The sequence below is a fragment of the Streptomyces sp. NPDC102490 genome (assembly GCF_044765285.1).
Lineage (GTDB): Bacteria > Actinomycetota > Actinomycetes > Streptomycetales > Streptomycetaceae > Streptomyces.
Map to the genome: position 1 here is coordinate 129,152 of NZ_JBIWJU010000012.1, position 24,667 is coordinate 153,818.

Annotated in this window: 25 protein-coding genes and 1 riboswitch; of the genes, 10 read left to right on the forward strand and 15 right to left on the reverse strand. The window is 73.4% G+C overall.

Going from position 1 to position 24,667, the window contains the following annotated elements; all coding sequences use genetic code 11:
• Positions 1 to 48: 48 nt before the first annotated feature.
• Positions 49 to 549 (reverse strand): GNAT family N-acetyltransferase, encoded by a 501-nt coding sequence (locus ACIRGB_RS27115; RefSeq protein WP_403870230.1) that lies wholly within the window; start codon positions 547 to 549, stop codon positions 49 to 51.
• Positions 550 to 713: 164 nt separating this feature from the next.
• Between ACIRGB_RS27115 and ACIRGB_RS27120 the strand changes: the two genes are divergently transcribed.
• Entirely contained in the window at positions 714 to 1,391 is a 678-nt protein-coding gene (locus ACIRGB_RS27120) for a hypothetical protein (RefSeq protein ID WP_403870233.1), read from the forward strand.
• Positions 1,392 to 1,395: 4 nt separating this feature from the next.
• Positions 1,396 to 2,142 (forward strand): hypothetical protein, encoded by a 747-nt coding sequence (locus ACIRGB_RS27125; protein ID WP_403870235.1) that lies wholly within the window; start codon positions 1,396 to 1,398, stop codon positions 2,140 to 2,142.
• A gap of 10 nt (positions 2,143 to 2,152) precedes the next feature.
• Here the strand turns inward: ACIRGB_RS27125 and ACIRGB_RS27130 are convergent, their stop codons facing one another.
• Positions 2,153 to 2,560, reverse strand: coding sequence for a DUF1992 domain-containing protein (locus tag ACIRGB_RS27130; RefSeq protein WP_403870238.1), 408 nt, complete (start codon positions 2,558 to 2,560; stop codon positions 2,153 to 2,155).
• A gap of 80 nt (positions 2,561 to 2,640) precedes the next feature.
• Between ACIRGB_RS27130 and ACIRGB_RS27135 the strand changes: the two genes are divergently transcribed.
• Positions 2,641 to 3,039, forward strand: coding sequence for a hypothetical protein (locus ACIRGB_RS27135; RefSeq protein ID WP_403870241.1), 399 nt, complete (start codon positions 2,641 to 2,643; stop codon positions 3,037 to 3,039).
• Positions 3,040 to 3,053: 14 nt separating this feature from the next.
• On the opposite strand, the gene ACIRGB_RS27140 is transcribed toward ACIRGB_RS27135, so the two are convergent.
• Both ACIRGB_RS27140 and proP read right to left on the reverse strand, forming a co-directional pair.
• Positions 3,054 to 3,725, reverse strand: coding sequence for an O-methyltransferase (locus tag ACIRGB_RS27140; protein WP_403870244.1), 672 nt, complete (start codon positions 3,723 to 3,725; stop codon positions 3,054 to 3,056).
• Between the two features lie 65 nt (positions 3,726 to 3,790).
• Entirely contained in the window at positions 3,791 to 5,200 is a 1,410-nt protein-coding gene (proP, locus tag ACIRGB_RS27145) for a glycine betaine/L-proline transporter ProP (RefSeq protein WP_403870247.1), read from the reverse strand.
• A gap of 420 nt (positions 5,201 to 5,620) precedes the next feature.
• Between proP and ACIRGB_RS27150 the strand changes: the two genes are divergently transcribed.
• Complete coding sequence (locus ACIRGB_RS27150) at positions 5,621 to 7,711, forward strand: bifunctional glycosyltransferase 87/phosphatase PAP2 family protein (protein ID WP_403870249.1); 2,091 nt, start codon at positions 5,621 to 5,623, stop codon at positions 7,709 to 7,711.
• Here ACIRGB_RS27150 and ACIRGB_RS27155 read toward each other — a convergent pair.
• The 3 genes from ACIRGB_RS27155 to ACIRGB_RS27165 all read right to left on the reverse strand — a co-directional run bounded on the left by ACIRGB_RS27155 (position 7,665) and on the right by ACIRGB_RS27165 (position 10,428).
• Positions 7,665 to 9,320, reverse strand: coding sequence for a hypothetical protein (locus ACIRGB_RS27155; protein WP_403870698.1), 1,656 nt, complete (start codon positions 9,318 to 9,320; stop codon positions 7,665 to 7,667). The two genes, ACIRGB_RS27150 and ACIRGB_RS27155, sit on opposite strands and share 47 nt — an antisense overlap.
• Positions 9,321 to 9,419: 99 nt before the next feature.
• Complete coding sequence (locus ACIRGB_RS27160; RefSeq protein WP_403870252.1) at positions 9,420 to 9,617, reverse strand: DUF397 domain-containing protein; 198 nt, start codon at positions 9,615 to 9,617, stop codon at positions 9,420 to 9,422.
• On the reverse strand, positions 9,580 to 10,428 hold the full coding sequence (locus tag ACIRGB_RS27165; protein WP_403870255.1) for a helix-turn-helix domain-containing protein: 849 nt from the start codon (positions 10,426 to 10,428) through the stop codon (positions 9,580 to 9,582). The genes ACIRGB_RS27160 and ACIRGB_RS27165 overlap by 38 nt, the downstream gene beginning before the upstream one ends.
• Positions 10,429 to 10,522: 94 nt before the next feature.
• On the opposite strand from ACIRGB_RS27165, the gene ACIRGB_RS27170 reads away from it, so the two are divergent.
• Positions 10,523 to 10,966, forward strand: a complete 444-nt coding sequence (locus tag ACIRGB_RS27170) for an ATP-binding protein (protein WP_403870258.1) — start codon at positions 10,523 to 10,525, stop codon at positions 10,964 to 10,966.
• Here the strand turns inward: ACIRGB_RS27170 and ACIRGB_RS27175 are convergent.
• Positions 10,963 to 11,553, reverse strand: a complete 591-nt coding sequence (locus tag ACIRGB_RS27175; protein WP_403870261.1) for a cysteine hydrolase family protein — start codon at positions 11,551 to 11,553, stop codon at positions 10,963 to 10,965. The two genes, ACIRGB_RS27170 and ACIRGB_RS27175, sit on opposite strands and share 4 nt — an antisense overlap.
• Before the next feature lie 137 nt (positions 11,554 to 11,690).
• Here ACIRGB_RS27175 and ACIRGB_RS27180 point away from each other — a divergent pair, with 137 nt between their 5' ends.
• On the forward strand, positions 11,691 to 12,683 hold the full coding sequence (locus ACIRGB_RS27180) for a GlxA family transcriptional regulator (protein WP_403870264.1): 993 nt from the start codon (positions 11,691 to 11,693) through the stop codon (positions 12,681 to 12,683).
• Positions 12,684 to 12,832: 149 nt separating this feature from the next.
• On the opposite strand, the gene ACIRGB_RS27185 is transcribed toward ACIRGB_RS27180, so the two are convergent.
• A complete protein-coding gene (locus tag ACIRGB_RS27185; protein WP_403870267.1) occupies positions 12,833 to 13,438 on the reverse strand; it encodes a lytic polysaccharide monooxygenase in 606 nt (201 codons plus the stop codon).
• 318 nt (positions 13,439 to 13,756) lie between these two features.
• On the opposite strand from ACIRGB_RS27185, the gene ACIRGB_RS27190 reads away from it, so the two are divergent.
• Positions 13,757 to 14,527: a calcium-binding protein gene (locus ACIRGB_RS27190; protein ID WP_403870270.1), complete on the forward strand. Its 771-nt coding sequence runs from the start codon at positions 13,757 to 13,759 to the stop codon at positions 14,525 to 14,527.
• Between the two features lie 131 nt (positions 14,528 to 14,658).
• Here ACIRGB_RS27190 and ACIRGB_RS27195 read toward each other — a convergent pair whose 3' ends face one another.
• The 6 genes from ACIRGB_RS27195 to ACIRGB_RS27220 all read right to left on the reverse strand — a co-directional run bounded on the left by ACIRGB_RS27195 (position 14,659) and on the right by ACIRGB_RS27220 (position 21,249).
• Complete coding sequence (locus ACIRGB_RS27195) at positions 14,659 to 15,495, reverse strand: ECF transporter S component (RefSeq protein WP_403870273.1); 837 nt, start codon at positions 15,493 to 15,495, stop codon at positions 14,659 to 14,661.
• On the reverse strand, positions 15,492 to 17,183 hold the full coding sequence (locus ACIRGB_RS27200) for an ABC transporter ATP-binding protein (protein WP_403870276.1): 1,692 nt from the start codon (positions 17,181 to 17,183) through the stop codon (positions 15,492 to 15,494). Before ACIRGB_RS27200 ends, ACIRGB_RS27195 begins: the two co-directional genes overlap by 4 nt.
• The gene (locus tag ACIRGB_RS27205) at positions 17,180 to 18,370 is read right to left on the reverse strand and encodes an energy-coupling factor transporter transmembrane component T (protein WP_403870279.1); all 1,191 of its coding nucleotides are present in this window, start codon (positions 18,368 to 18,370) and stop codon (positions 17,180 to 17,182) included. Before ACIRGB_RS27205 ends, ACIRGB_RS27200 begins: the two co-directional genes overlap by 4 nt.
• Positions 18,357 to 19,007 (reverse strand): SCO2322 family protein, encoded by a 651-nt coding sequence (locus tag ACIRGB_RS27210; protein WP_403870281.1) that lies wholly within the window; start codon positions 19,005 to 19,007, stop codon positions 18,357 to 18,359. Before ACIRGB_RS27210 ends, ACIRGB_RS27205 begins: the two co-directional genes overlap by 14 nt.
• On the reverse strand, positions 19,004 to 20,260 hold the full coding sequence (locus ACIRGB_RS27215) for a prenyltransferase/squalene oxidase repeat-containing protein (RefSeq protein ID WP_403870284.1): 1,257 nt from the start codon (positions 20,258 to 20,260) through the stop codon (positions 19,004 to 19,006). The genes ACIRGB_RS27210 and ACIRGB_RS27215 overlap by 4 nt, the downstream gene beginning before the upstream one ends.
• A 129-nt stretch (positions 20,261 to 20,389) precedes the next feature.
• Positions 20,390 to 20,479, reverse strand: a riboswitch (cobalamin riboswitch).
• Positions 20,480 to 20,586: 107 nt separating this feature from the next.
• Positions 20,587 to 21,249, reverse strand: a complete 663-nt coding sequence (locus ACIRGB_RS27220; protein WP_403870701.1) for a TetR family transcriptional regulator — start codon at positions 21,247 to 21,249, stop codon at positions 20,587 to 20,589.
• A 196-nt stretch (positions 21,250 to 21,445) separates the two neighbouring features.
• Between ACIRGB_RS27220 and ACIRGB_RS27225 the strand changes: the two genes are divergently transcribed.
• The 3 genes from ACIRGB_RS27225 to ACIRGB_RS27235 are packed head-to-tail and all read left to right on the forward strand — an operon-like array spanning position 21,446 to position 24,650.
• Positions 21,446 to 22,837, forward strand: coding sequence for a glycosyltransferase family 4 protein (locus tag ACIRGB_RS27225; protein ID WP_403870287.1), 1,392 nt, complete (start codon positions 21,446 to 21,448; stop codon positions 22,835 to 22,837).
• Positions 22,831 to 23,565: a methyltransferase domain-containing protein gene (locus ACIRGB_RS27230; protein ID WP_403870290.1), complete on the forward strand. Its 735-nt coding sequence runs from the start codon at positions 22,831 to 22,833 to the stop codon at positions 23,563 to 23,565. The genes ACIRGB_RS27225 and ACIRGB_RS27230 overlap by 7 nt, the downstream gene beginning before the upstream one ends.
• Positions 23,562 to 24,650, forward strand: a complete 1,089-nt coding sequence (locus tag ACIRGB_RS27235) for a prenyltransferase/squalene oxidase repeat-containing protein (protein WP_403870293.1) — start codon at positions 23,562 to 23,564, stop codon at positions 24,648 to 24,650. Before ACIRGB_RS27230 ends, ACIRGB_RS27235 begins: the two co-directional genes overlap by 4 nt.
• Positions 24,651 to 24,667: the final 17 nt, after the last annotated feature.

The following is a 24,667-nucleotide window of genomic DNA, read 5'->3' on the forward strand; positions in this document are numbered from 1 at the left end:
TCAGGAGCCGCCGGGAGCCCGCCGACCAGCCCTTTTCCGAGAGCCGGCTCAGGTCTCCTCGCGCAGCGCCTTGTGGAACCAGTGCTCTGCGTACGGACTGTCGTTGTACGCCTCGATCTCGGTGTAGCCGAGGCGCGCGTACAGGGCGCGGGCCTCGACGAGGTCGCCCCGCGTGTCCAGGACCATGCGCCGGGCCCCGAGCGCCCGTGCCGCGTCCTCGGCGGCCCGCACGAGCAGCGCCGCGCCGCCCCGGCCGCGCATCGCGCCGTACAGGAACACCCGGGTCAGCTCGGCGGTGGTGTCGTCCAGCAGCCGTACGCCCGAGGTGCCGGCCGGTTCACCGCCGTAGCGCGCGACCAGCAACTGCCCCCGGGGAGGCACGAGGTCGGCGCCGGGGTACGCGGCGATCTCCCGCTCCAGCTCCGCCGGGTCGGTGGAGCACCCCTCGTACAGCTGGTACCAGCGGTCGCTCACCTCCGTGTAGTACGCGCGCCAGAGGGCGGCGGCTACGGGGGAGTCGTACGGTTCCGGGGCGACGGTCCAGGTCATGACGGGCATGGTCGGCAGGGACCGGTGCGGCGGGCAAGCGTATTTTCCCACCGGTGTGCCCTCGGCGCACGCGGTGCGCCGTTTGAGCGCGGACTCCGGGGCAACACGAACGGCGAACCGGCCCGCTCGGAGAGCCGGCAGGCCGAAGAACCCGGAAGGCACTCATGTCCACAGGCGTGATCATCGCTTTGATCGTGATCGTGGCGGCCGTGCTCGCCGTCGCGGCCGTCCTTGCCCTGCGCGCACGGGGCCCCCAGCACGGCGGAAGCCTGAAGCGGCGCTTCGGGCCCGAGTACGACCTGGCCGTGGCCCGGCACGACGGCGACACCAAGGCCGCGGAACGGGAACTGGCCGAACGGGTGCGGCGGCACGGGTCGCTGCGCACCCGGCCCCTGGAGCCCGCCGAGCGCGAGCACTTCGAGGCGCGCTGGGCCGCGGCCCAGGAGCGCTTCGTCGACTCCCCGCGCGAGGCGGTCGGCGAGGCCGACCGGCTGCTCGCGGAACTCGCCGGTGCGCGGGGCTTCCCGGACGGCGGACAGTACGAGGAGCAGCTCACGGCGCTGTCCGTGCACCACCCGCACCATGTCGAGGGCTACCGCCGCGTGCACCGCGTGACGCACGCGCGCGTGGACGAGACGCAGGACGGCGGTGCGGCCACGGAGGAGATGCGGGCGTCCATGGTCGAGGCCCGCGCGCTGTTCGAGGCCCTGGTACACACGGGCCGTCATGACGCCGGGCGGCAGCGGACCGGCGTGGACGCCGGCGAACAGGCGCCCGCCGCCCACGCACCCCACGCGCCCCACGCGTGGTCGCTCGGCAAGCGCCGACCGAAGGAGAGCTGACGCGATGCCCGACATGGCAGGCAAACCCGGCCGCGACGCCGCGGTCGAGCCCGGCACCACCGCCGGACCCGGCACCACCGCCGGACCCGGCACCTCCGCCCGACGCGGCGCCGCCGCCCGGCCCGAAGCCGGGGTCACCGGCCGACCCGCGCCCGGCACCACCGCCGAGTCCGCGCCCGGCGTCACCCCCGAGCCCGCGCCCGGACCCGGTACCACCGCTGGACCCGGCACCACCACCGGACCCGGTACCACCGCCGGACCCGGTACCACCCCCGAGCCCGCTACCACCGCCCGACGCGGCGCTGCCGCCCGGCCCGAAGCCGGGGTCACCGCCCGGCCCGAGGTCGGCTCCACCGCCGAGCCCGGACTCGGCACCACCGCCAAGTCCGCGCCCGGCGTCACCGGCGAAGCACCTCCGGCGGGCGCCCCAGCGGGAGCTTCCGCCTCCGCCTCCGCGGCGGCCGGCGGGTCGCTGTTGCCGGCCGATGAGCTGGACCGGCTCGGGCAGCGGCTGCATCACGCGGTGGCCGGGTTCATCGACGCGCCCCGCGATTCCGTCGAGGAGGCCGACCGCGTCCTGGAGGAGGTCGCCGCCCGCTTCACGGACGCCGTGACCCACCGCCGCCGCACCCTGCGCACCTCCTGGCAGGAGACCGGGCCGGACAGCGGTGCGCCGAGTCCGGACACCGAGCAACTCCGCCTTGCCCTGCGGGACTACCGCGAGCTGGCGGACCGCCTGATGCGCCTGTGAACCACTGGCGTCACCCCGCCGCCTGGCCCTCCCGCCACCGCCGTACGACCTCTTCGACGTCGTAGGGCTTCAGACCCAGCGGAGGGCCGGGCGGCGGCTTGAACATGACGTCGCGGATCTTGACGTTGATCTCCTCGACGATCCGGCGGACCACCCGCTCCGACGGTGCCTTCGCCGCCGCCTCCAGGGCGTCCTCCGCCTCCTTGCGCAGGGCCAGCGTGGGCGGCAGCACGGAGAAGCCCTCGCGGGCCATCTTCCGCTTGACCCACCACAGTTCGTCGTAGGTGCTCTCCATCTCGCCGGGCAGGGGCTTGCCCGCGCCGGGCAGGTCGGCGAACTCGCCGCGGGCGTCGGCGTCCCGAATCTGTTTGTCGACCCAGGACTCGAAGTCGACGCCTGGTGGCTTTCGCTCGGTCATGACCCCATTGTGCCGGACACCACTCCACCGGTCGATCTATCATGCGGCGGCGACCAGCCCACGGACCCGAAGGAGCGCACGTGCTCGAACTCACCATGGCCGCCGTCACCGCGGCGGACGCGGGCGCCACGGCCGGCATGCAGATGGCCGACGCGCCCAGCGAGCCGGACGCGGTGCTGCGGGTGGGCAGGGACAGGTCCGTGTGCCGGCTGGCGACGCCGGACGACTGGCTGTTCGTCTCCCGGGTCCACCTGGAGTTCCGGTGCGGCCAGGACGGCACCTGGCGGCTGACCTGGCTCCGCGGCTCCCAGCCCGACCCCTCCTGCGAGGTCCGGCTGACCGTCGCCGGACACGCGCAGGCGCAGCCCATGACGTACGGCGGCACCGTGCCGCTGCCCAGGGGCGGCAGCGGCGAGGTGGTGGTCCAGGACCGCGCGGAGCCGCGCAGCGTCAACGTCGGCTTCTACCACGAGGTGTAGGCCCGGCCCCGCGGTCAGGGCAGCACGCGCGCCAGCGCGAACCCGTCGTACCCCTTGCCGCCGACCGTCTGGAGCGCGGTGCCGCTGAGCCGGGGATGGCTGCCGATCAGCTCGATGGCGGCGCGGGTGCCGCGCACGTCGTCGGCACTGTCGTCGGCGTCGGCCACCCGGCCGCCGCGGACCACGTTGTCGAGGACGATCAGGCTGCCGGCACGGGTGAGTCTCAGGGCCCACTCGAGGTAGTGCGGGTTGTTGCCCTTGTCGGCGTCGATGAAGACCAGGTCGAAGGGCGGCGGGTTCTCGTCGGCGAGCTTCGGCAGGGTCTCCAGGGCCGGGCCCACGCGTACGTCGACGAGGGCGTCGAGGCCGGTCCGGGCGATGTTGCGGACGGCGACCTCCGCGTGCCGGGCGTTGTACTCCAGCGTGACCAGCCGGCCGTCGGCGGGCAGGGCGCGGGCCAGCCAGATGGTGCTGTAGCCGCCGAGGGTGCCGATCTCCAGGACGGTGCGGGCGCCCTGGAGCTGGGCGAGGAGCTGGAGGAGCTTGCCCTGGTTGGCGGTGACGTTCACCGGCGGCAGCCCGGCGGCGTCACTCTCCCTGCGGGCGGCCGCCAGGGCCTCGTCGTCGGGTGCGAGGTGGCTGATGAAGTAGGTGTCGACGTCGTCCCAGAGCTGCGACTCGCTCATGCGGGGCCTCCTGCGGCAACGGTGCGGGGGCAGAGAAGCCCCGCTCCTTCCGCAAGTCTCACCCATCACCCCGGCAGAGCGGCCCCCTTACGGCCCTCCACCGCCGGTGCCGAGCCCGGCAGCGGGCGTCCCGCCGACTCCGTCATGAACCACACCGCCACGCCGCCGATCACGGCCGCGGCCATCATGTAGTACGCGGGCATCATCATGTTGCCCGTCGCCCCGATCAGCGCCGTCACCACCAGCGGCGTCGTCCCGCCGAACAGGGACACCGAGACGTTGAAGCCGATCGACAGCGAGCCGTACCGCACCCGCGTCGGGAACAGCGCAGGCAGCGCCGACGGCATCGAGGCCGTGAAGCAGACCAGCAGCAGGCCCAGCGCGGCCATGCCGAGGGCCACCGCGAGCAGGCTGCCCTCGCGGATCAGCAGCAGCGCGGGGACGGACAGCAGCAGGAAGCCCGCGCAGCCCGCGGCGATCACCGGCCGCCGCCCGACCCGGTCGGTCAGCGCGCCCGCGAACGGCTGGACGACCATCATCAGCGCCATCACGGCCAGCACCACGAGCAGTCCGTGCGTCTCGTCGTACTTCAGCTCGCTGGTCAGATAGCTCGGCATGTACGACAGCAGCATGTAGTCGGTGACGTTGAAGACCAGCACCAGGCCGACGCAGAGCAGCAGCGCCCGCCACTGGCCGGTGACCATCTCCCGCAGCGGCACCTTCGGCCGGGTCGTCTCCGCCTTCGCCACCTCGGCCGCGAACGCCGGGGTCTCCTCCAGGCGCATCCGCAGGTACAGCCCGACGATGCCCATCGGACCGGCGATCAGGAACGGGATGCGCCAGCCCCAGGACATCAGGTCGCCGTCCGACAGCAGGGCCGTCATCAGCGTCACCAGACCGGCGCCGCCGATGTACCCGGCGAGCGTGCCGAACTCCAGCCAGCTGCCGAGGAACCCGCGCCGCTTGTCCGGCGCGTACTCGGCGATGAAGGTGGAGGCGCCCGCGTACTCACCGCCGGTGGAGAAGCCCTGCACCAGCCGCGCGGCCAGCAGCAGCACCGGCGCCCAGACGCCGATCGTCGCGTACGACGGGATCAGGCCGATCGCGAACGTGCCCGCCGCCATCATGATCATCGTCACGGCGAGCACCTTCTGCCGCCCGACCCGGTCCCCGAGCGGGCCGAAGACCATCCCGCCCAGCGGCCGGACCAGGAACGCCGCCGCGAAGGCGCCGAAGGTGGAGAGCAGCTGCGCGGTCGGGTTGCCCGACGGGAAGAAGACCTTGCCCAGCGTCACGGCGATGTAACTGTAGACGCCGAAGTCGAACCACTCCATCGCGTTGCCCAGCGCCGCCGCCTTGACGGCGCGCCGGACGAGCGCGGGATCTGTGGCGGTGGGGGGACCGGCGGCGGCACGCGGGACGGGTGCGGGGGCCGTACGGGACGGAGGGGCAGCGGCGACGGGGGCGGCCGACAAAACTACGCTCGCCTACTTTCGACGGGGACAGGGACGAAGGCGGGGTACGCCACGACCCGCACGGCGGCGCTGTCGCCGGGCCGGAAAGAACCCGCGGCTCTCGGCCACGGGCGGAAAAGCGACCATAGGCGCTGATGCGCCGCTTACGCCCGGTATGCTTTTCGTTGCACAGTGCACCAAAACGGCGTACACGCAGGGCACATGCCCGCGCCGAGCGCCGCCCGTCCACCCGCGAGCTGTGATCCTTCTCGCTCTCCGCAGCGAAAAGCGGGCGGCTGTCAGGTTGGGTGGGGGGTGCTCGCGTCTTCCTCCGGGGGTGGTGCGAGCCTCATAGGGTTCGCAGGGACGACACATCGCGTACACGAACGCGGTACGTACGGTACGTACGGACGGTACGAACGGGGCGGAGGCCGACGAGGCGTGGCGAATGCGGAGCACAGTGGGCGACCGGCGGACTCCTTCGGAGCCTCGGCCGCCGACGCGACCAGAGTACGGCTGCGCGTCGCACGCCTCGGCCTGTGGCTGATCGCCGCCGTCCTGGCCGTACGACAGGTGGCCGCGGTCCTCGGCACACCGCGCGGGGAGCGGCTGACGGACCTGGAGACCTGGGTCGGCGAGCACGGCGTCCTGCACGTGGAGGGGTCCCTCTACGACTCCACGCAGTTCACCGGCACCCCGTTCGTCGGCCTGGTCCTCAAACCCTTCACCCGCGCCGCCGAACAGGCCCTCGGCTGGGGCTGGACCTTCGGCTCGCTGCTGCTGGTCGTCGCCCTCGGCCTGGTCGCGGCCCGCGCCCTGCCCCGGCCGGTCGGACGCCGTACGGCGCTGCTGGCGGCGCCGGTCGCCATCAGCCTGCTGATGCTGTCGCTCCCGGTGCGCAACGCGTTCTGGCTCGGCCAGACCAGCATCATCCCGGTCCTCCTCGTCTTCCTCGGCTGCTTCGCCGTGCGCGGGGCCCAGGGCGACCGGGTGGGCGGCGTGCTGATCGGTGTCGCCGCCGCCTTCCAGCCGACCGTCCTCCTCTTCGTCCCGCTGCTGTGGTTCACCGACCGCAGACGCGCGGCCGTGACGACCGGGATCACGTTCGCCGCCTGCACGGCCGTCGCCTGGGCGGCCATGGCGCAGGACTCGTACACGTACTGGGTGCACCACATGGCCGGTGTCGGCCTGGGCGGCGAGGCCGACGACCTCGCCAACCAGTCGCTGCACGGCGCCCTGCTCCGCCTCGGCCTGAACGGCCCGCTGGAGATCGCCCTCTTCCTGCTGCTCGGCGCGGCCGTCGCCGTCCTCGCCCTGCGTCGCGCCGTGCGCTACGCCCGCGACGGCCAGCTGCTGCTCGCGGTCGCCGTCACCGGCTGCGCGGCCGTCGTCGTCTCCCCGGCCACCTGGCAGCACCAGCTGCTGTGGGTGCTGCCCGCGGTCGTCGGCCGGGTCGGCAAGCGGGCCTCCGACCGGCTGGTGTGGCCGGTCGCCGTCGTCCTGGTGATGACGCTGCCCGCGAAGATGATGCTGCCGAACATGGCGGCCCTGTACCCGCTGCGGGACAACGTGGTGCTGCTCGCCGCGCTGGCCGCCGCCGTCGCCGTGCCCTTCCTGCCGCGCACGTCGCCGTACTTCGAGACGCCGGTCCCGACGGCCTACGCGCCGCCGGTCCCGGCCCGCTTCAAGCACGTCCCGCTGCTGCCGTTCCTGCGCCGGGTCCTCACCCGCCCCAACCTCCTCCTGGAGCTGCTCCTCATCCGGGTCACCTACGCCGCCTACTCCCAGGTCCGCCTCGCGGCGACCGGCGGCAGCAACTCGGCGGGCCGGGCGCGGGCCGAGGAGCACGGGACGCAGATCCTCGACATCGAGCGCTTCCTGCACCTCGACATCGAGCACGCGATCAACCACGCGGTGGTCAAGGTCGGCTGGCTGCGGGACTTCTTCGACTTCTACTACACGTCGTTCCACTTCATCGTCCCGCTGACCGTCCTCGGCGTCCTGTACTGGCGCCGCCCGGTCGACTACCGCTGGGCCCGCGCCTCCCTGGGCTTCGCCACACTGCTGGCCCTGGTCGGCTTCTGGCTCTACCCGCTGGCCCCGCCGCGGCTGATGCCGGGGCTCGGGATCATCGACACCGTGCACGGCGTGCAGGACTTCACGAAGCCGGACTACGGCACCCTGACGCACCTGACCAACCAGTACGCGGCGATGCCGTCGCTGCACTTCGGCTGGTCGCTGTGGTGCGGGGTGGTGATCGCGATCATCGCGCCCAGGGTGTGGATGAAGGCCCTCGGCCTGCTCCACCCGCTCTTCACGGTCTCGGCGATCGTGGCGACCGGCAACCACTGGGTCCTGGACGCGGTGGGCGGCGCGGCGGTGGTCGCGGCGGGCTTCGGGCTGACGTACTGGTTCCAGGGCCCGCGGGCCAGGACGGTCACGGCGGTGGCGGCGGGCAAGACGGCCGCGGAACCGGCGGCGGACGTCAGCAGCGGTCCCCCGACCCCGGCGAAGGACCGTACCGCGAGCTGATCCGGTACTCGCCCGGCGCCTCCACGGTCAGCCGGGTGAACTCGCCCTCCCGCGTGAGGCACCCGCCGTCGCTGCGCAGCCACGGCGACCAGGCGACCCGCACGGTCACCGCGCCGGGCCGGTCCACCCGCAGGACGAGGTCGGCCGGGGTGGTGTCCACGACGGTGCCGGGCGCGGAGGCGAGCGGTACGGCGTCCCGCACCCGGTAGACCTGCCAGTGCGCGTCCCGCCAGACCGGCTCCAGCCACTCGGGCCGCAGCTCCGGGTCCCGCACGAGCGCCGCCTCGTCCTCGGCGGGGCCGTCCGGCTTGGCGGACGGGAGGACGACGAAGCCCACCGCCCAGCGGTCCAGCCACTCCCGGTAGGTGGCCGCGGAGAAGGTGCCGTCGTAGAAGAGGCGCCCGCGTTCCACGTCCAGCTGCCGGTTCCAGCCGCGGGCCAGCTGGACGTGCGGCGCCAGCAGGGTGGCCTCGCGGTGATTGCGGGCGGGCACCACCTCCACCCGCGCCCGGTCGGCGCCGAGCCCCTCCAGGGCGTCCACGACACCGTCCGCATTCGCCGCCCAGGCCGGGACGACGGTGGACACCTTCAGGTCGTCGGCGGTCTTCTTGCCCACCCAGCTCGCGGAGTAGACGACCGCGACGGCCAGCAGCCCCGACACCAGCCGCCGCGACCGGGCCGCGGTGAGCGCGGGAGGGGCGGAGAGCAGCGCGGCCAGCAGCACGGCGGGCGCGAACAGCTCCGCGAACCGCTCGACGTTCGTGCCGACCGGCGAGGGGATCAGATACGTCAGCACGGTCCCGAGCGCGTAAACGGCCCCGCTCCACCGGGCGACCCGCCAGGTACGCGGGGCCAGCACGGTGACGGCGAGGCCGAGCAGGACCGGCGGCCAGATGCGGCCCGCCGGCATGGGCTGCTCCCCGGTGAAGGGGAAGAACAGCGTCGTCAGCCCGACGACGGCGGCCGGGGGTATGAGCAGCACGAGGGCCCGCCGCCAGTCCCGCACCAGCAGAAACGCGGCCCCCACGACGGCCAGGAACAGCCCGGCCACCGGTGACGCCATGGTGGCGAGCGCCGCATACCCGGCGGCGAGCCACGGCCGCCGCTCCCGCACCAGCGGCACACAGGCCGCCAGCGCGAGGGCGACGCCGAGCGCGAAGGTGGTCCGGCCCGAGGCGACGTCGCACCACAGCGCGAGGGAGGCGAGCAGCGCGGGCCACACGGGCCGGCGCACCCCGCACCGCACGACCAGCACGGCCGCCAGCCAGGAGGCGGCGAGACCGGACACGACCGTGACCGTGCGCACGCCCACCAGCGCCATCAAGTACGGCGAGAAGACGCTGTAGTTGGCGGTGTGCGCCCCGCCGTACCAGAACAGCCCGTACGCCGAACCCCCGTGCCGCGAGGCGAAGTCCGCCCACGCCTCCTGCGCGGCGAGGTCACCGCCGCCCGTGGCGAGAAACGCCCACCACACCACGTACAGCGGGAGGGTGGGCAACGTGGCGAGCAGCGGCACGCGATGCCGGTGCCCGAAGTCGCGCAGGGCGTCGCTCGGACGTCTGACCCGACGCCGTTCGGGCCGGAGGACGGTGAGTTCGGCAGGGGCCACGGTCGGGGGGTTCCGTTCGGCGTCGTCGAGGGTGCCCGGGATGGACACACGTGCGAAGACGATAAATCGAACAGAAACGTTGGCCCGGACCGGGCCTGATTACTCGCCGGTGGCGGCCCAGCCGACGAAGGCGGTGAAGGTGGCGGGGGCCAGCGTGAGGATCGGGCCCGCCGGGGTCTTGGAGTCGCGTACGGCGACGGTGGCGGGCAGTTCGGCGACTTCGACGCACTCACCGCCCTGGTCACCGCTGTAGCTGGACTTACGCCACTGGATCATCGTCGGTATCGCCTTGCTCACCACAGCGTTCCTCCATCACCCGGCGGATCAGCTCCGCCGAGTCCCTGAGGGAGAGCGCGGCGGCCCGGAGGTGATCGTAACGGAGCGAACAGTCCTTGACCGTGTCCGGGTTGGCGGTCGGATGCCCCGCACCGTACCCCTCCGTGTAGACGATGGCCGGGTCCCGCGTGAAGCGAAAGAGAGTGAATGAGCCTTGGAGCCCCGGGTGCGCTCCGACCGAGAACGGCAGCACCTGGACGTTGATCCGGGGGTTGTGCTCGAACGACAACAGGTGAGCCAGTTGACCGCGCATTGTCTCCCGGCCGCCGATCTCCTGATGGAGGGCGGCCTCACTGAGGACCGTCCAGAAGACCGGCGGCTCCTCCTTCTCGAAGATGCGCTGGCGGGCGAGCCGCACCGCGGTGCGGTCGTCGAGGTCGCTCGGGTCGAGCGTGCCCAGCACGGCCCGTACGTAGGCGTCGGTCTGGAGCAGGCCGTGGATCATGTGCGTCTGGAAGGTGCAGATCTCTACGGCTCGCCCCTCCAACTCGGCCACCTGTTGGAACCAGGCCGGAACCTGGCTGCGCATCACCAGGTCGACCAGCCGGGACAGCAACCCGCCCGTCCCCAGCGCCGCGTCCACCCGCTCGCTGAACTCCGGCGTCGGCAGTTTCCGCGCCGTCTCGATCTGGCCCACCAGGGAGCCGGTGTAATTGACGATGTCGCCGAGCTGCCGCTGGGTGAGCCCGGCCGCCTCCCGATGGCGGCGCAGCTCGTAGCCGTAGTAGTCGAGCGGTGACGCGCCCGGGTCGAGGACGTTGATGTGGGTCATGCGCAGAGCCCCCTCTCGCACAACTCGGTCCACGGCGGGACCGGTTGTATCCGTTCGGTAGCCCACGGTAGTCGTCCGACGTCAGGCTCGTGCCGTGAACGAATACTTTCCCTCGGTCCTCCTGGGCCACTGCGCGAACCAGTACCGGATGAGCTTCACGGCCGGCGCGCACTCGGCGCGGCACGTCCGGCGCATCGTCCGCTCGTACCTGCGCGAGTGGGACCTGGCCGAACTGACCGACGCGGTCGAACTCGCCGTGACCGAGCTGCTGGCGAACGTCGTACGGCATGTCCCGGACCGCCGCTGCGGGTTGCTGATGCGGCGGCGGATGGGCGGGGGAGGGGGCGGGGTCCGGGTGGAGGTGTCGGACGGGAGCCCCCGGCAGCCCGTCCCGGCCGGGCCGGTGAGCGACGACTCGGAGTGCGGCCGGGGGCTGACGCTGCTGGACGCGGTGGTCGACAAGTGGGGTGTGGAGCCGAGGCCCGGGGGTGGCAAGACCGTGTGGTTCGAGTGCGGGCGCGGCTCCGCGCCGGCCTAGCCCAGGGACTCCTGCGACGGTACGACGACGCCGTACATGTCGGCGACGGTGGCGAGGGCGCTCTGGTGCACCTGGCGGGCGTCGATTTCGGTGTCCGCGACGGGCAGGGCGCGGGTGGCGCAGGCGTCGGCGACGACCGTGGGGCGGTTGCCGCGCAGGAAGGCGCCCTGGGCGGTGAAGGCCACGCACATGTGGGTCATGAAGCCGACGACGACGAGGTCGTTGTTGCCGGCCGCGTCGACGTGCTCGCCGAGGTCGGTGCCGAAGAAGGAGTCGGGTGCCTTCTTGGTGACGACGGGCTCGCCGTCGACCGGCGCGACGCTCGGGTGGATCTGCCCGACCTCGGCCTGGAGGTCGTACGGGCTGCCCTCGCCGCCGTCGTGGACGACGTGGATGACCTTGGCGCCCTCCTGCCGGGCGCGGGCCAGCAGCCGGGCGCCGGCGTCGAGCGCGTCCTGCCAGCCGTCGAGTTCCATCACGCCGGTCGTGTAGGTGTTCTGGTAGTCGACGAGGACCAGCGTGGAGTCGGCGAGCTTCGCGGGGGTGTCGTCGAGCCCGCTGAGGCGGCGCAGCGTGGTTCTGGGCATGGGAACTCCCTGGTGTCGTTCGGGGCGGTGCGGTGACTGATCGACCCGCGACTACGACGCTAGGGCGGTCGGGCGATGTCAGCAATGTCGTCTAACCTGCATATACCGACATGGCCGTGCGACCGCGGGAGGAAACCGTGAACTCCGCCGGACGACTGATCGTCGTCGTGCTCTTCGAGGGCGTCGACCTGCTCGACGTCACCGGACCGCCGGAGGTGTTCTCCCTCGCGCGGCGCGAGACGGAGGACGCGGCGGGCTACGAGGTGGTCCTCGCCGCCGAGAGCACCGACCCGGTCACCACCGGAGCCGGTGTCCGCGTCCTGCCCGACGCCACCTTCGACGACCTGACCGCGCGGCGCATCGACACCCTGATCGTGCCCGGCGCGGTCGAGGTCGACGATCGGCGCCGGGTCCGGGCGCTCACCGACCCGGCCGTGGTGGAGTGGGTGCGGCGGCTCGCGGCACGGACCCGGCGGGTCACGTCCGTCTGCGTCGGCGCACACGTCCTGGCCGCCGCCGGGCTGCTCGACGGCAAGCGCGCGACCACGCACTGGTCGACCGCGCGGCAGCTCGCCGACGAGCATCCGGCGGTCGAGGTGGACGCCGACCCGATCTTCATCCGCGAGGGCGACGTGTGGACCGGCGCGGGCATCAGCTCGTGCCTCGACCTGTCCCTGGCCCTCGTCGCCGACGACCTGGGGGAGGCGGTGGCGCTGCGGGTGGCCCGGCAACTGGTGATGTACCTGAAACGGCCCAGTGGGCAGAGCCAGTTCAGCGTGCCGCTGGAGCAGGTCGCCACCACCCGGCGCGTCGAGGACCTGCGCCACCACATCATGCGCAACATCGCCGCCCCGCTCACCGTCGCCGACCTCGCGGCCCACGCCCACGTCAGCGACCGGCAGCTCACCCGCATCTTCAAGACCGAACTCGGCACGACCCCGTACGCCTACGTCGAGTCGGCGCGGGTGGAAGTGGCCCGCCAGCAACTGGAATCCACCGACGCGACCCTGGAACGCGTCGCCTCCGCCTGCGGCTTCGGCACCGTCGACACCCTGGTCAGAGCCTTCCGCCGCAGACTCGACACGACCCCGACCGAGTACCGCCGCCGGTTCCGGACCCTCCCCGCCTGAGGTGGGATCTCCCGGGCACGGAACGCCGAGCGCGGGAGCCCCGCCGGGGCAGGTGGCCGAGGGCCCCTGCCCCGACGGGGCTCGATCTGCCGGACGGGCGGCTCACCGGCGCCCGGCGAAGGCCGGTGCCGTGCGCGGCGCTCCTCGGCTCAGCCGAAGTTCACGTCGCTGCACCACATGTACGCCTGGTCGAGGTGCGAGGCCTGCCAGATCACGAACAGCACGTGGTGTCCGGTGTACCCGGAGGTCTGGACGGGGAAGGTGATGTTCTGTGCCGGAGCGAAGCGGCCGGTCTGCGTGATGAAGTCGAGGTTGCCCCAGCCCAGGGTCTGGGTCTTGGGGTCGAAGCCCTGCTTGCTCACGTAGACCTTGAAGTAGTCGGCGCCATGGGACGCCTGGTCGTACAGCTGCACCGAGAAGTTGCTGCCGACGTTGGTGGTCTTCCACGGGCCGGACTTGTTCAGACTGGCGTTCCTCGACAGGTTGTTGCTGCAGAGCGTCCCGTCGGGGGTCTTCGCCTGGAACTGGCCGCCGAGGCCGTCGCGCAGGGCGCTCATCCAGTTCCACATGGTGTCGGCGTTGGCCTGGAAGGCCTGCCAGCACATGGGGTCCTGGGTCTGCATGGCCGGGTTCGTGTGGTTGCTTCCCCACGTCTGCCAGCACTGGTACGCGCGGGTGGCGGGAGAGACGATGGTGCCGTGGGCCTGGGCGGGGGTGGACCAGGCCAGTGCGCCGACGACCACGGCGAACAGCATGACGAGCGCCTGGAGGGGCCGGCGGAGGGCCGACCGCGAACGCCCGGTTAACGGACTCGTTGTGTGCATGTGGGGGGAACTCCTTCCAGAGACGAGGCTGTAATGGGAGCGCTCCCAAAGTGACGACTCCTCAATGAAATGTCAATGAAACAGACAAACTTGATCACGGGGGTGGGTCGCGGTCGGCTTACGATGACGCCGCGTCAGTTCACGGTCCCGCGCATCCGGGCCGGCAGAGGAGACCGCCGTCACGGCCGAGTCCCCGCCAGCACCACGCAAGCCGTTCGGTCAACCGTCACTCCATCGAGATGAGGTTCCATGAACCGAAACCGAACCGCCGTCGGCGCGTTCGTCGTGGCCCTGTGCACCGCCGGCCTCGCCCTCGGCCCGGCGAGCGCCGCGAGCGCCGACGAGGCGAAGTCCCGCGTCGGAGCCGACTGGGAGACCCAGTCGATCGTCTTCACGGCCGCCGCGGGCCACACCAACGACCTCAACGTCTTCTTCATGTACACCAGCGACGGCATCCAGCGGATCGGCTTCCGCGACGTGGTACCGCTCCAACCGGGCGACCACTGCGCGTACTCCTCGGCCGAGGACACCACCGCCGTCGTCTGCGAACTGCCCGCCGACGCCCCCCGTCCCGACCGGATCGACATCCACCTCGGCGACGGCGACGACACGGTCGCCGCCTTCGCCCCCGGGGTCGGCACCGTCAGCGGCGGCTCGGGCGACGACGAACTGCACGCCCACACGGCACGCACGGTGCTGGGCGGCGACGGGGACGACATGGTCATGGGGCCCGCCGTGCTGCACGGCGGCGACGGCATGGACCACCTCATGGGTGACGACGAGAACCAGCGGATGTGGGGTGGCGCGGGCGACGACATGATCGAGGGCTACGGCGGCGACGACACCGTGTACGGGGGCTCCGGCGACGACCATGCCATGGGCGGGGACGGCCGCGACATCGTCCTCGGCGGCCCCGGCGACGACATGGTGCACGGCGAAGGCGGCGACGACCTCGTCGGCGGCGGCCTCGGGAAGGACACCGTCGACGGCGGACCGGGCCGCGACATCGTCCTCCCGTAGGCGCACCCGGCGCACCGTCCTCCCGTGCGCGCGCCACCCCGTACGAAGGCCCCGCCCCGCGGCGCGACCGGCGTCGCGGGCGCGGTCGGCGTGGTGGCACCGCGCTCGGCGCCCCGGTCACGTGGCGTCGGTCAGCCGGTCGGCCGCTCGAACGTGACCGGGGCCTCGAAGGCCGCCCGGCGGGTCGCGCGGCGCAGGGCCTTCAGGACCGGGGTGCCGAGGGCGAGGGTCAGGACGACCGTCATGGCGGCGCGGCCACCGTCCCAGCCCAGCGACGTGGCCAGGCAGTAGGCGAGGAAGCGGGCGAGGTTGGCGGCGACACCGGCGTCCGGGTCGGGGGCGATGGTCGAGCCTTCCGGGTCCAGGAAGGGCCAGCCCTGCATGTTCATGATCGTCCCGTACGCGAAGGCCGCCAGGAAGCCGTACGCCGCCAGCATCAGCAGCTCCGCGCGGCCGCGCAGGCGGTCGGGGCCCGGCAGCAGGCCCGCGCCCATCGTGAACCAGCCCATCGACAGCATCTGGAACGGCATCCACGGCCCCACCCCGCCCGTGAGCAGCGCGGACGCGAACATCGTGACCGAGCCGAGGACGAAGCCGAAGCCGGGGCCGAGGACCCGGCCGCTGAGCACCATCAGGAAGAACATCGGCTCCAGGCCCGCCGTCCCCGCGCCGATGGGGCGCAGCGCCGCGCCCGCCGCCGCCAGCACGCCGAGCATCGCCACGGCCTTCGGACCCAGCCCCGACTCCGAGATCGTCGCCGCCACCACCGCCACCAGCAGCACCAGCAGGCCCGCGAACAGCCACGGCGCGTCCTGCGCGTGCGCGTTCAGCGAGGCGTCCGGCGGGGCCAGGAACGGCCACCCGAAGCCCGCCACGCCGACCGCGCTGACCAGCACGAGGGCGGCGACCGAGCGGGGGCCCAGGCGCACGGCGCGGGCCTGGCGCTGGGGAGGGGAGCCCCCGGTCATGACAGGGCCTCCCGAACCTGCGCCACCGTGAGCCACTGGCGCGGCGCCAGCACCTTGGCGACCTGCGGTGCGTAGGACGGTGAGGCCATCACCACGTCCGCCGCCGGGCCGTCGGCGATCACCTCTCCGTCGGCGAGCAGGACGACGCGGTGGGCCAGCTCGGCGGCCAGTTCCACGTCGTGCGTGGCCAGCACGATCGCGTGGCCCTCGGCGGCCAGGTCGCGCAGGATGCGGGCCAGGCGGGCCTTCGCCGCGTAGTCCAGGCCGCGCGTCGGCTCGTCCAGGAGGAGGAGCGGGGGGCGGGCGGTGAGGACGACGGACAGGGCCAGGGTGAGGCGCTGGCCCTCGGAGAGGTCCCGGGGGTGGGTGTCGTCCGTGACGCCGGGGAGCAGTTCGGTGAGCAGGGCGCGGCAGGTGCCGGGCGTCGCCCCCGCGTCCCGGTCGGCGGCCGCGCACTCGGCGGCGACCGTGTCGGCGTACAGCAGGTCGCGCGGCTCCTGCGGGACCAGGCCGACCCGCCGGACGAGGTCGCGCGGCGCCGTGCGGTGCGGCACGGCGTCCCCGGCGCGGACCGAACCGGCCGACGGTTCGACCAGGCCGACGAGCGCCGAGAGCAGGGTCGACTTCCCGGCGCCGTTGCGGCCCATCAGGGCGACCGTCTCGCCGGGGGAGACGGTCAGGTCGACGTGGCGCAGGGCCTGGACGCGGTCGCGGCGCACGGCGAGGGAACGGACCTCGGCGGCGTACGGGGAGGGGGGCGAGGAGGTCTGCGGGGCCGTCCCGCGGCGGAGCCAACGGCGGGCGGCGGGGCGCGGGGCGGGGAGCGCCGGGAGCGGCGCGGACGGCGGCGGGGTGTGGTCCGGGATCTCCCGGCCTGCCAGACGTTCGCGCAGGGGAGCCGCCCGGCGGCGGGCGTCCCGGATCGTCAGCGGCAGCGGGGACCAGCCCGCCAGCCTGCCCAGACCCACCACCGGCGGGTACACCGGGGACACCGCCATCACGTCCGCCGGAGCGCCGATGAGCGGCGCCTCGCCGGGGGCCGGGAGCAGGACGACCCGGTCGGCGTACTGGATGACCCGCTCCAGGCGGTGCTCGGCCATCAGGACCGTCGTACCGAGGTCGTGGACCAGGCGCTGGAGGACCGCCAGGACCTCCTCTGCGGCGGCGGGGTCCAGGGCGGAGGTCGGCTCGTCCAGGACCAGGACGTCCGGGTGCGGGGTGAGGACCGAACCGATGGCGACCCGCTGCTGCTGGCCGCCGGAGAGCGTGGCGATGGGGCGGGAGCGCAGGCCGGACAGGCCCAGCAGGTCGAGGGTCTCCTCGACGCGGCGGCGCATCACGTCCGGGGCCAGGCCCAGGGACTCCATGCCGTAGGCCAGTTCGTCCTCGACGGTGTCCGTCACGAAGTGGGACAGCGGGTCCTGGCCGACCGTGCCCACCACGTCGGCGAGTTCGCGCGGCTTGTGGGTGCGGGTGTCGCGGCCGGCCACGGTGACCCGGCCGCTCAGCGTGCCGCCGGTGAAGTGCGGGACGAGGCCGCCGACCGCGCCGAGCACGGTGGACTTGCCGACGCCGGAGGGACCGGCGAGCAGCACCAGTTCGCCCTCCGGGACCTCGAAGTCCACGTGCCGGACGGTGGGTTCGGCCGCGCCGTCGTACGTGACCGACACGTCCTCGAAGCGGATCACGACGGCTCCTTCACGGCGGTCTCGGGTGCGGGGGTGAGGAACGCCGGGAGCAGGCCGACGAGTACGGCCGCCGCCGGCCACAGCGGCAGGGACGGCGCGACCAGGGGCACCACGCCCGGGTGCAGCGCCGCCGGGTCGCGGGCGGCGGCCAGGAACAGGAGCGCCGCGACCGTCGCGCCGGAGGCGGTGACCAGCCAGGCGCGGGCGTCCCAGCGGTCGGGGCGGTAGCGGGTGCGGACCGTGCGCCGGCCGCCGAGCCACAGGCCCGCGAGCGCGGCGGCGACACCGGCCAGGAGCACGGGGATGCCGTACGTGCCGCCCGCCGCGGTCAGCAGTCCGTACGTGCCGGCGCAGACGCCGAGCAGGCCGCCCAGGGTGAGGGCGGCGGTGGTCCGGCGGACCCGGGCCGGGACCTGGGCGGTACGGCCGTAGCCGCGGGCGTCCATCGCGGCGGCGAGGGCGACGGAGCGTTCCAGGGCGCCCTCCAGGACGGGGAGCCCCACCTGGAGCAGGCCCCGCACCCCGTGGTCCGGGCGGCCGCGCAGGCGGCGGGCGGCGCGCAGGCGCTGGACGTCCGCGATGAGGTTCGGCGCGAAGGTGAGGGCGACGACGACGGCGACGCCCATCTCGTACAGGGCGCCGGGGAGGGACTTGAGGAGGCGGGAGGGGTTGGCGAGGGCGTTCGCCGCGCCGACGCAGATGAGGAGGGTGGCCAGCTTCATCGCGTCGTACAGCGCGAAGGTAAGGCCCTCCGCGGTGACCCGGCCGCCGAGGCGGATGCCCTGCGCCCAGTCGGGGAGGGGGACTTCGGGGAGGGTGAGGAGGGTGTGGGTGCCGGGGATGGGGGAGCCGAGGACGGTGGTGAAGAGGATGCGGATGAGGAGGACGGCGAGGGCGAGTTTGACGAAGGCGCCGTAGGAGCGGGACCAAGGGGCGTGCGGGCGGCGGGTGATGACGACGTAGGCGGAGACGGTGATGAGGAGGGCGAGGAGGAGGGGGTTGGTGGTGCGGGTGGCGGCGGTGCCGAGGGCGAGGGCCCAGAGCCACCAGGCGCCGGGGTGTACGGGGTCGCGGCGCCGCTGGTGGGGGGCGGGGGTTGGGGCGCTTGCCGGCGCTGACAGGGTGCCGCCTGCGCCCACCCGTGCCGCCCCAGCGGCACGACTGCACGCAGGGTTAGCGGGGGGCATTCCTGCGCCGCCTTGCCTGCCAGGCGCCTGCCGCGGCCAGGGCGGCGATTACCGCGATGCCCGCGTAGAGGCCCACCGATGGGCCGTCGTCGTCCTCCGCGGGCTTCGGGGCGGGTGCGGCCGACGCGTTCTGCTTCTGCGACACCTGTTCGCCGCAGCCCGACTTCGGGTAGCCCGCGATCGCGCACAGCAGGGCGTTGGTGTCGTAGCGGAGGGGGCCGGCGACGGCGGCCAGGGCGTCGGCCGTCGTCGCGTCGGGGGAGACCCGCGCGCAGGCGGTGCGCGGGGCGGGAGGGGTCTCGCCGGACGGGGCGTCGGGGGCCGTGCCGAAGTCGAGGACCAGCGCCACCCGCTTGCTGCCGTCCTCGGCCGGGGTCTTGGCGCAGATCGCCGCGAAGTCCGCCGTGCCGCGCGGTCGGGCCGCGTCGTCCGAGTTCTCGGTCACCGCGAAGCGGAAGCCCTGCACATCGCCGTCGGAGGGGCGGACCAGGGACGGGCCCTGGGTGGCGTAGACCCACTTCCCGCCGTCGCGGTCCCAGAAGGACCAGTAGCGGTACCCGGCGGCCTGTGCCTGGCCCGCGGTCCCGGTGAGTAGGACCACGGCCAGGAAGAGGAGGACGAGGCGACGCGGGGTCACGGCTGCTGCTTCTTGTTGCGGTTGCTGAGCAGGAAGCCGATGCCGATGCCGAAGACCAGGCAGACGCCGACGAACCACCAGACGCCGAACGGCGAGTCGTCGTCCTTCGTCTCGTCCGACTTCTCGTCCGCCTTCGCGGTCGCGGTGTCCTTCGCCGCCACCCCCTGCGGAGCCGGTCCCGTCGCGTTCAGCTGCTCCACCAGGTCGGTGCCCCCGAAGTCGCGCGGGTCGGTGCCCGTGGCGTGGGCCGCGAAGATCAGCTGGGCGTAGGCGGCGGGGCCGCTCTGCGCGGCCCACTTCCCGGCGTTCTTCTCCAGCCAGGCCAGCGGCTCGGCCGCCTTGTCCGCGCCGCCCTGCGCCGCGAGGGCGACGACGGCGTCGGCGGTGTTGCCGTAGTCGGGCTGGTCGGCGGAGCCGCCGAGGGCGGAGACGAGGTGGCCGTCCTTGGCGAGCGTGTCGGTGAGATAGGCGGCGGCGTTGGCGGCGGCGCGCTCACGGCTGGGCTCGCCGGCGTCGGCGCACGAGGCGGCGCCGGTCTTCGCACCGGCCTCGGTGACCAGGCCCTTGCCGAGCGCGCCGAGGACACCGGCGGCGGTCGCGTCCGCGTTGGCGAGCAGCTTGCCGTCCTTGTCGGGCTGGAAGGCGAAGGCGCCCGCGCCCTTGTCCTTCGCGCAGGGCAGGGCGAACGTCAGCAGGGCGTCGTACGGGGACTTGCCGCCCTTCTCGACGTCCTCGGGGTTCGTCTCGGTGGCGGTCAGGGCGCCGATGACGACGGAGGTGGAGTTGGCGTCGCTGGGAGTGCCGGGGCTGTAGCCCCAGCCGCCGTCCTTGTTCTGTACGGACTTCAGCCAGCCGAGCGCCTTCTCGATCACGTCGCCGTGCCCGCCGACGGCCCACAGCGCCTGGACGGCGGCGGCCGTGTTGTTGCTGTCGACCATGGTCTTGGCGTCGCAGGGCTTGCCCGGGTCGGCGCGGAAGGGGGCGAAGGCGCCGTTCGCGCACTGCTGGTCCGTGAGCCACTTCACGGCCTTCGAGGACGGGATCACGCCCGCCGTGTCCTGCGCGAGCAGCGCGAGGGACTGGCGCCAGACACCGTCGTACTGGGGGTCGGTGGTCCCGTACAGCCCGGACGGTGCGGACGCGGACGGGGAGGCGGACGGCGACGGATCGGCGGCGACCGCGGGCGCGGTGGCGGCGCCGATCACGGCTATGGCGGCCAGAGCCGCGGCGCTGCTGCGACGGCGGACGTTCATGATCGGCGGGTGCCTTTCCCTGTGCGGGGCCCGGCAGCACGGGGCACCCCCGGCGGCTCGGCCCCGTATGCCTCGACGGTGCCCGTGCACCGGCGGGGGCCGGGCACGTGAGCCGGTCACATACGCGCGGGGCAGTCCGGCTCACCGTCCAGGAGCCCCAAGGGGCCCGGCGGGCGGCTCACGGTTGCGGGTCAGCGCCGGAATTGCACCGGCTTCCCCCCGTACGGGTGATGACGACGCCGCCACTTTACCCGCCCCCCGGTGCCGGACCGAGGGGCGGCTGGACGGGAGCAGCGGCCGCTCCCGGCTGGGGTGACCGGTTGCGCTTACCGGTGCGTGGCGGTTTTCGCTTCCCTTCCGGGCTCGGTCAGGGCGATCAGGCGGCATACCGTCTCGATGTCCACCCGTACTTGGGTGAGCGAGGTGCGGCCGGCGAGCCAGGTGATCAGGGTGGAGAGCCAGGTGTGCTCGATGACCCGGACCGCCGACAACTGCTCGGGGGTCGGGGTCTCCAGGCCGCCCATCGCGTCCAGGATGATCGCCGTGGTCTGCCGTGAGACCTGGTCGACCTCCGGGGAGACACCGCGGTCGGCGAAGGTCAGGGCGCGGGCCATCGCCTCGGCCAGCCGGGGCTCGCGCTGCAACGCGCCGAAGGCCCGCATCAGGGTCTGCGCCACCCGGTCCGCGGCCGTCTCGCCGGTGGGCGGGCTCTTGCGCAGGGTGCCGTGCAGCCGCTCCAGCTGGTCGTGCATGGTCGCGACCAGCAGGTGCACCTTGGACGGGAAGTACCGGTACAGCGTGCCGAGGGCGACCTGCGAGGACTCCGCGACCTCCCGCATCTGCACCGCCTCGAAGCCGCCCCGGCAGGCCAGCTGCGCGGTCGCGTGCAGGATGCGGCGGCGGCGCTCCCGCTGCCGCTCGGTCAGGGGCGGCGCGGAGGAGCGGTGCGCCGGGCCGGATGCCTCCGCCGCCTGGCCCGGGTGGTCCACCTCGCTCACCTTCTCCCCCGTGTCTCCCCGTGGCGCGAATCACCTGATCCACTCGTCACAGCCCGGCTACCTGCCGGTAGATTCGAAGCCGCCGACGATCAAGCTGACGATTCAAGCTGACGATCAAGTCTGAAACTTGTTCTAGATTAACCTCCCGACGTAGTCTCGCGGGAGCGCAGGGAGAAGGGGGCCCAGAGTGACCGCCGAGGCCAGTCAGAGGGGTCCCCGTCCGGAGCCCGCCGCCGACGGCTCGCCGCCGCTGCGCATCGCGCTCCTCACCTACAAGGGGAATCCGTTCTGCGGCGGCCAGGGCGTCTACGTCCGCCACCTCTCCCGCGAACTGGCCCGCCTCGGCCACCGCGTCGAGGTCATCGGCGCCCAGCCCTATCCCGTCCTGGACGTCCTCGACGGCCGCGAGGACCGGCTGTCCCTCACCGAGCTGCCCAGCCTCGACCTCTACCGCCAGCCCGACCCCTTCCGCACCCCGAAGCGCGGCGAGTACCGCGACTGGATCGACGCGCTCGAGGTCGGCACGATGTGGACCGGCGGCTTCCCGGAGCCGCTGACGTTCTCGCTGCGCGCCCGCCGCCATCTGCGCGCCCGCCGCGGCGACTTCGACGTCGTGCACGACAACCAGACCCTCGGCTACGGGCTGTTGGGGGACGTGGGCGCGCCGCTGGTCACCACCATCCACCACCCCATCACCGTCGACCGGCAGCTGGAACTGGACGCCGCCGAGGGCCGCAAGCGCCGCTACTCCGTGCGCCGCTGGTACGCCTTCACCCGGATGCAGAAACGCGTCGCGCGCCGCCTGCCCTCCGTGCTCACCGTCTCCGGCACCTCCCGCCAGGAGATCGTCGACCACCTCGGCGTCCGGGACGACCGCATCCACGTCGTCCACATCGGCGCCGACACCGACCTGTTCTCGCCCGACCCGTCGGTGCCCAAGGTGCCGGGCCGGATCGTGACGACGTCCAGCGCGGACGTGCCGCTCAAGGGCCTGGTCTTCCTCGTCGAGGCGCTCGCGAAGGCGCGCACCGAGCATCCCCGGGCCCACCTCGTCGTCGTCGGCAAGCGGCCCGCCGAGGGGCCCGTCGCCCAGGCGATCGAGCGCTACGGCCTCGAAGGCGCCGTCACGTTCGTCAAGGGCATCTCCGACGCCGAACTGGTCGACCTGGTGCGGTCGGCGGAGGTCGCGTGCGTGCCGTCGCTGTACGAGGGGTTCTCGCTGCCCGCCGCCGAGGCCATGGCGACCGGCACCGCGCTGCTCGCCACCACCGGCGGGGCGGTCCCCGAGGTCGCCGGACCCGACGGGGAGACCTGCCTCGCGGTGCCGCCGGGCGACGCCGACGCGCTGGCCGCCGGGCTGAACCGGCTGCTGGGCGACCGCGCACTGCGGGTCAGGCTCGGCGCCGCCGGACGCGAACGCGTGCTGCGCCACTTCACCTGGGCGCGCGCCGCCGAGGGCACCGTCGCCCGCTACCGCGAGGCCATCGGCTCCGCCCCCACGACCACCCCGAGGATCGTGCCCGCGACCCCCACCCCCAGTGACACCGGCGTCTACCCCGAAAGCAGGGCCACGTGCTGACCGTCGACTTCTCCCGGTTCCCGCTCGCCCCGGGCGACCGCGTCCTGGACCTCGGCTGCGGCGCCGGCCGGCACGCGTTCGAGTGCTACCGGCGCGGGGCACGGGTCGTCGCGCTGGACCGGAACGCCGAGGAGATCCGCGAGGTCGCCCAGTGGTTCGCGGCGATGGAGGAGGCCGGTGAGGCCCCGGCCGGTGCCACCGCCACCGCGATGGAGGGCGACGCCCTGGCCCTGCCCTTCCCGGACGAGTCCTTCGACGTCGTCATCATCTCCGAGGTGATGGAGCACATCCCCGACGACAAGGGCGTCCTCGCCGAGATGGTCCGCGTCCTCAAGCCCGGCGGGCGCATCGCGGTCACCGTGCCGCGCTACGGCCCCGAGAAGGTCTGCTGGACCCTCTCCGACGCCTACCACGAGGTCGAGGGCGGCCACATCCGCATCTACCGGGCCGACCAGCTCCTCGACCGCATCCGCGAGGCCGGGCTCGAGCCGTACGGCACCCACCACGCGCACGCGCTGCACTCGCCGTACTGGTGGCTGAAGTGCGCGTTCGGCGTCGACAACGACAAGGCGCTGCCGGTGCGGGCGTACCACAAGCTGCTGGTCTGGGACATCATGAAGAAGCCGCTGGCGACCCGGGTCGCCGAGCAGGCGCTGAACCCGCTGATCGGCAAGAGCTTCGTGGCCTACGCGACCAAGCCGCACCTGCCGCCGGTGGACGCCGCGTGACGACCTCGCGCTCGCCCCGCACCCCCCGTACCGAACACCTCGTCCTGCCCGGTGTCCTCACCGAGGCCGAGGCCGCCGCGACCGTCCGGGGCATCCTCGCCGTCCAGCGCGAGGACGGCGCCATCCCGTGGTTCCGCGGCCACCACCTCGACCCGTGGGACCACGTCGAGGCGGCGATGGCCCTGGACACGGCCGACGAGTACGAGGCCGCCGAGCGGGCGTACGCGTGGCTGGCCCGGCACCAGAACCCGGACGGCTCCTGGTACGCCGCCTACGCCGACGGGGACTTCGCCGACGTCACCGACCGCGGCCGGGAGACCAACTTCGTCGCCTACGTCGCGGTCGGCGTCTGGCACCACTACCTCGCCACCGGCGACGACACCTTCCTGGAGCGGATGTGGCCGGTCGTCCACGCGGCGGTCGAGTTCGTGCTGCGCCTCCAGCAGCCCGGCGGGCAGATCGGCTGGCGCCGTGACGACGACGGCACCGGCACCACGGACGCGCTGCTGACCGGCAGCTCCTCCGTCCACCACGCGCTGCGCTGCGCGCTCGCCATCGCCGAGCAGCGCGAAGAGCCGCAGCCGGACTGGGAGTTGGCGGCGGGCGCGCTGCGGCACGCCATCCGCCGCCACCCGGAGCGGTTCCTGGACAAGAACCGCTACTCGATGGACTGGTACTACCCCGTGCTGGGCGGCGCGCTGACCGGCACGGAGGCCAGGTCCCGCATCCAGGAGAGCTGGGACCGGTTCGTGGTCCCGGGCTTCGGCGTGCGCTGCGTCGTCCCCAACCCCTGGGTGACGGGCGGCGAGTCGGCCGAACTCGCGCTCGCCCTGTGGGCGGTGGGGGAGTCGGACCACGCCCTGGAGGTCCTCCAGTCCATCCAGCACCTGCGGGACGCGGACAGCGGCCTGTACTGGACGGGCTACGTCTACGAGGACGACGCCATATGGCCGCGCGAGCTGACCACCTGGACGGCCGGTTCGCTGCTGCTCGCCGTCGCCGCGCTCGGCGGCCACGAGGCCACCTGCCGGGTCTTCGCGGGCGACCGGCTGCCCAGGGGACTGGACCCGGACTGCTGCGTCTGAGCGGCCCCGGGCCCGGC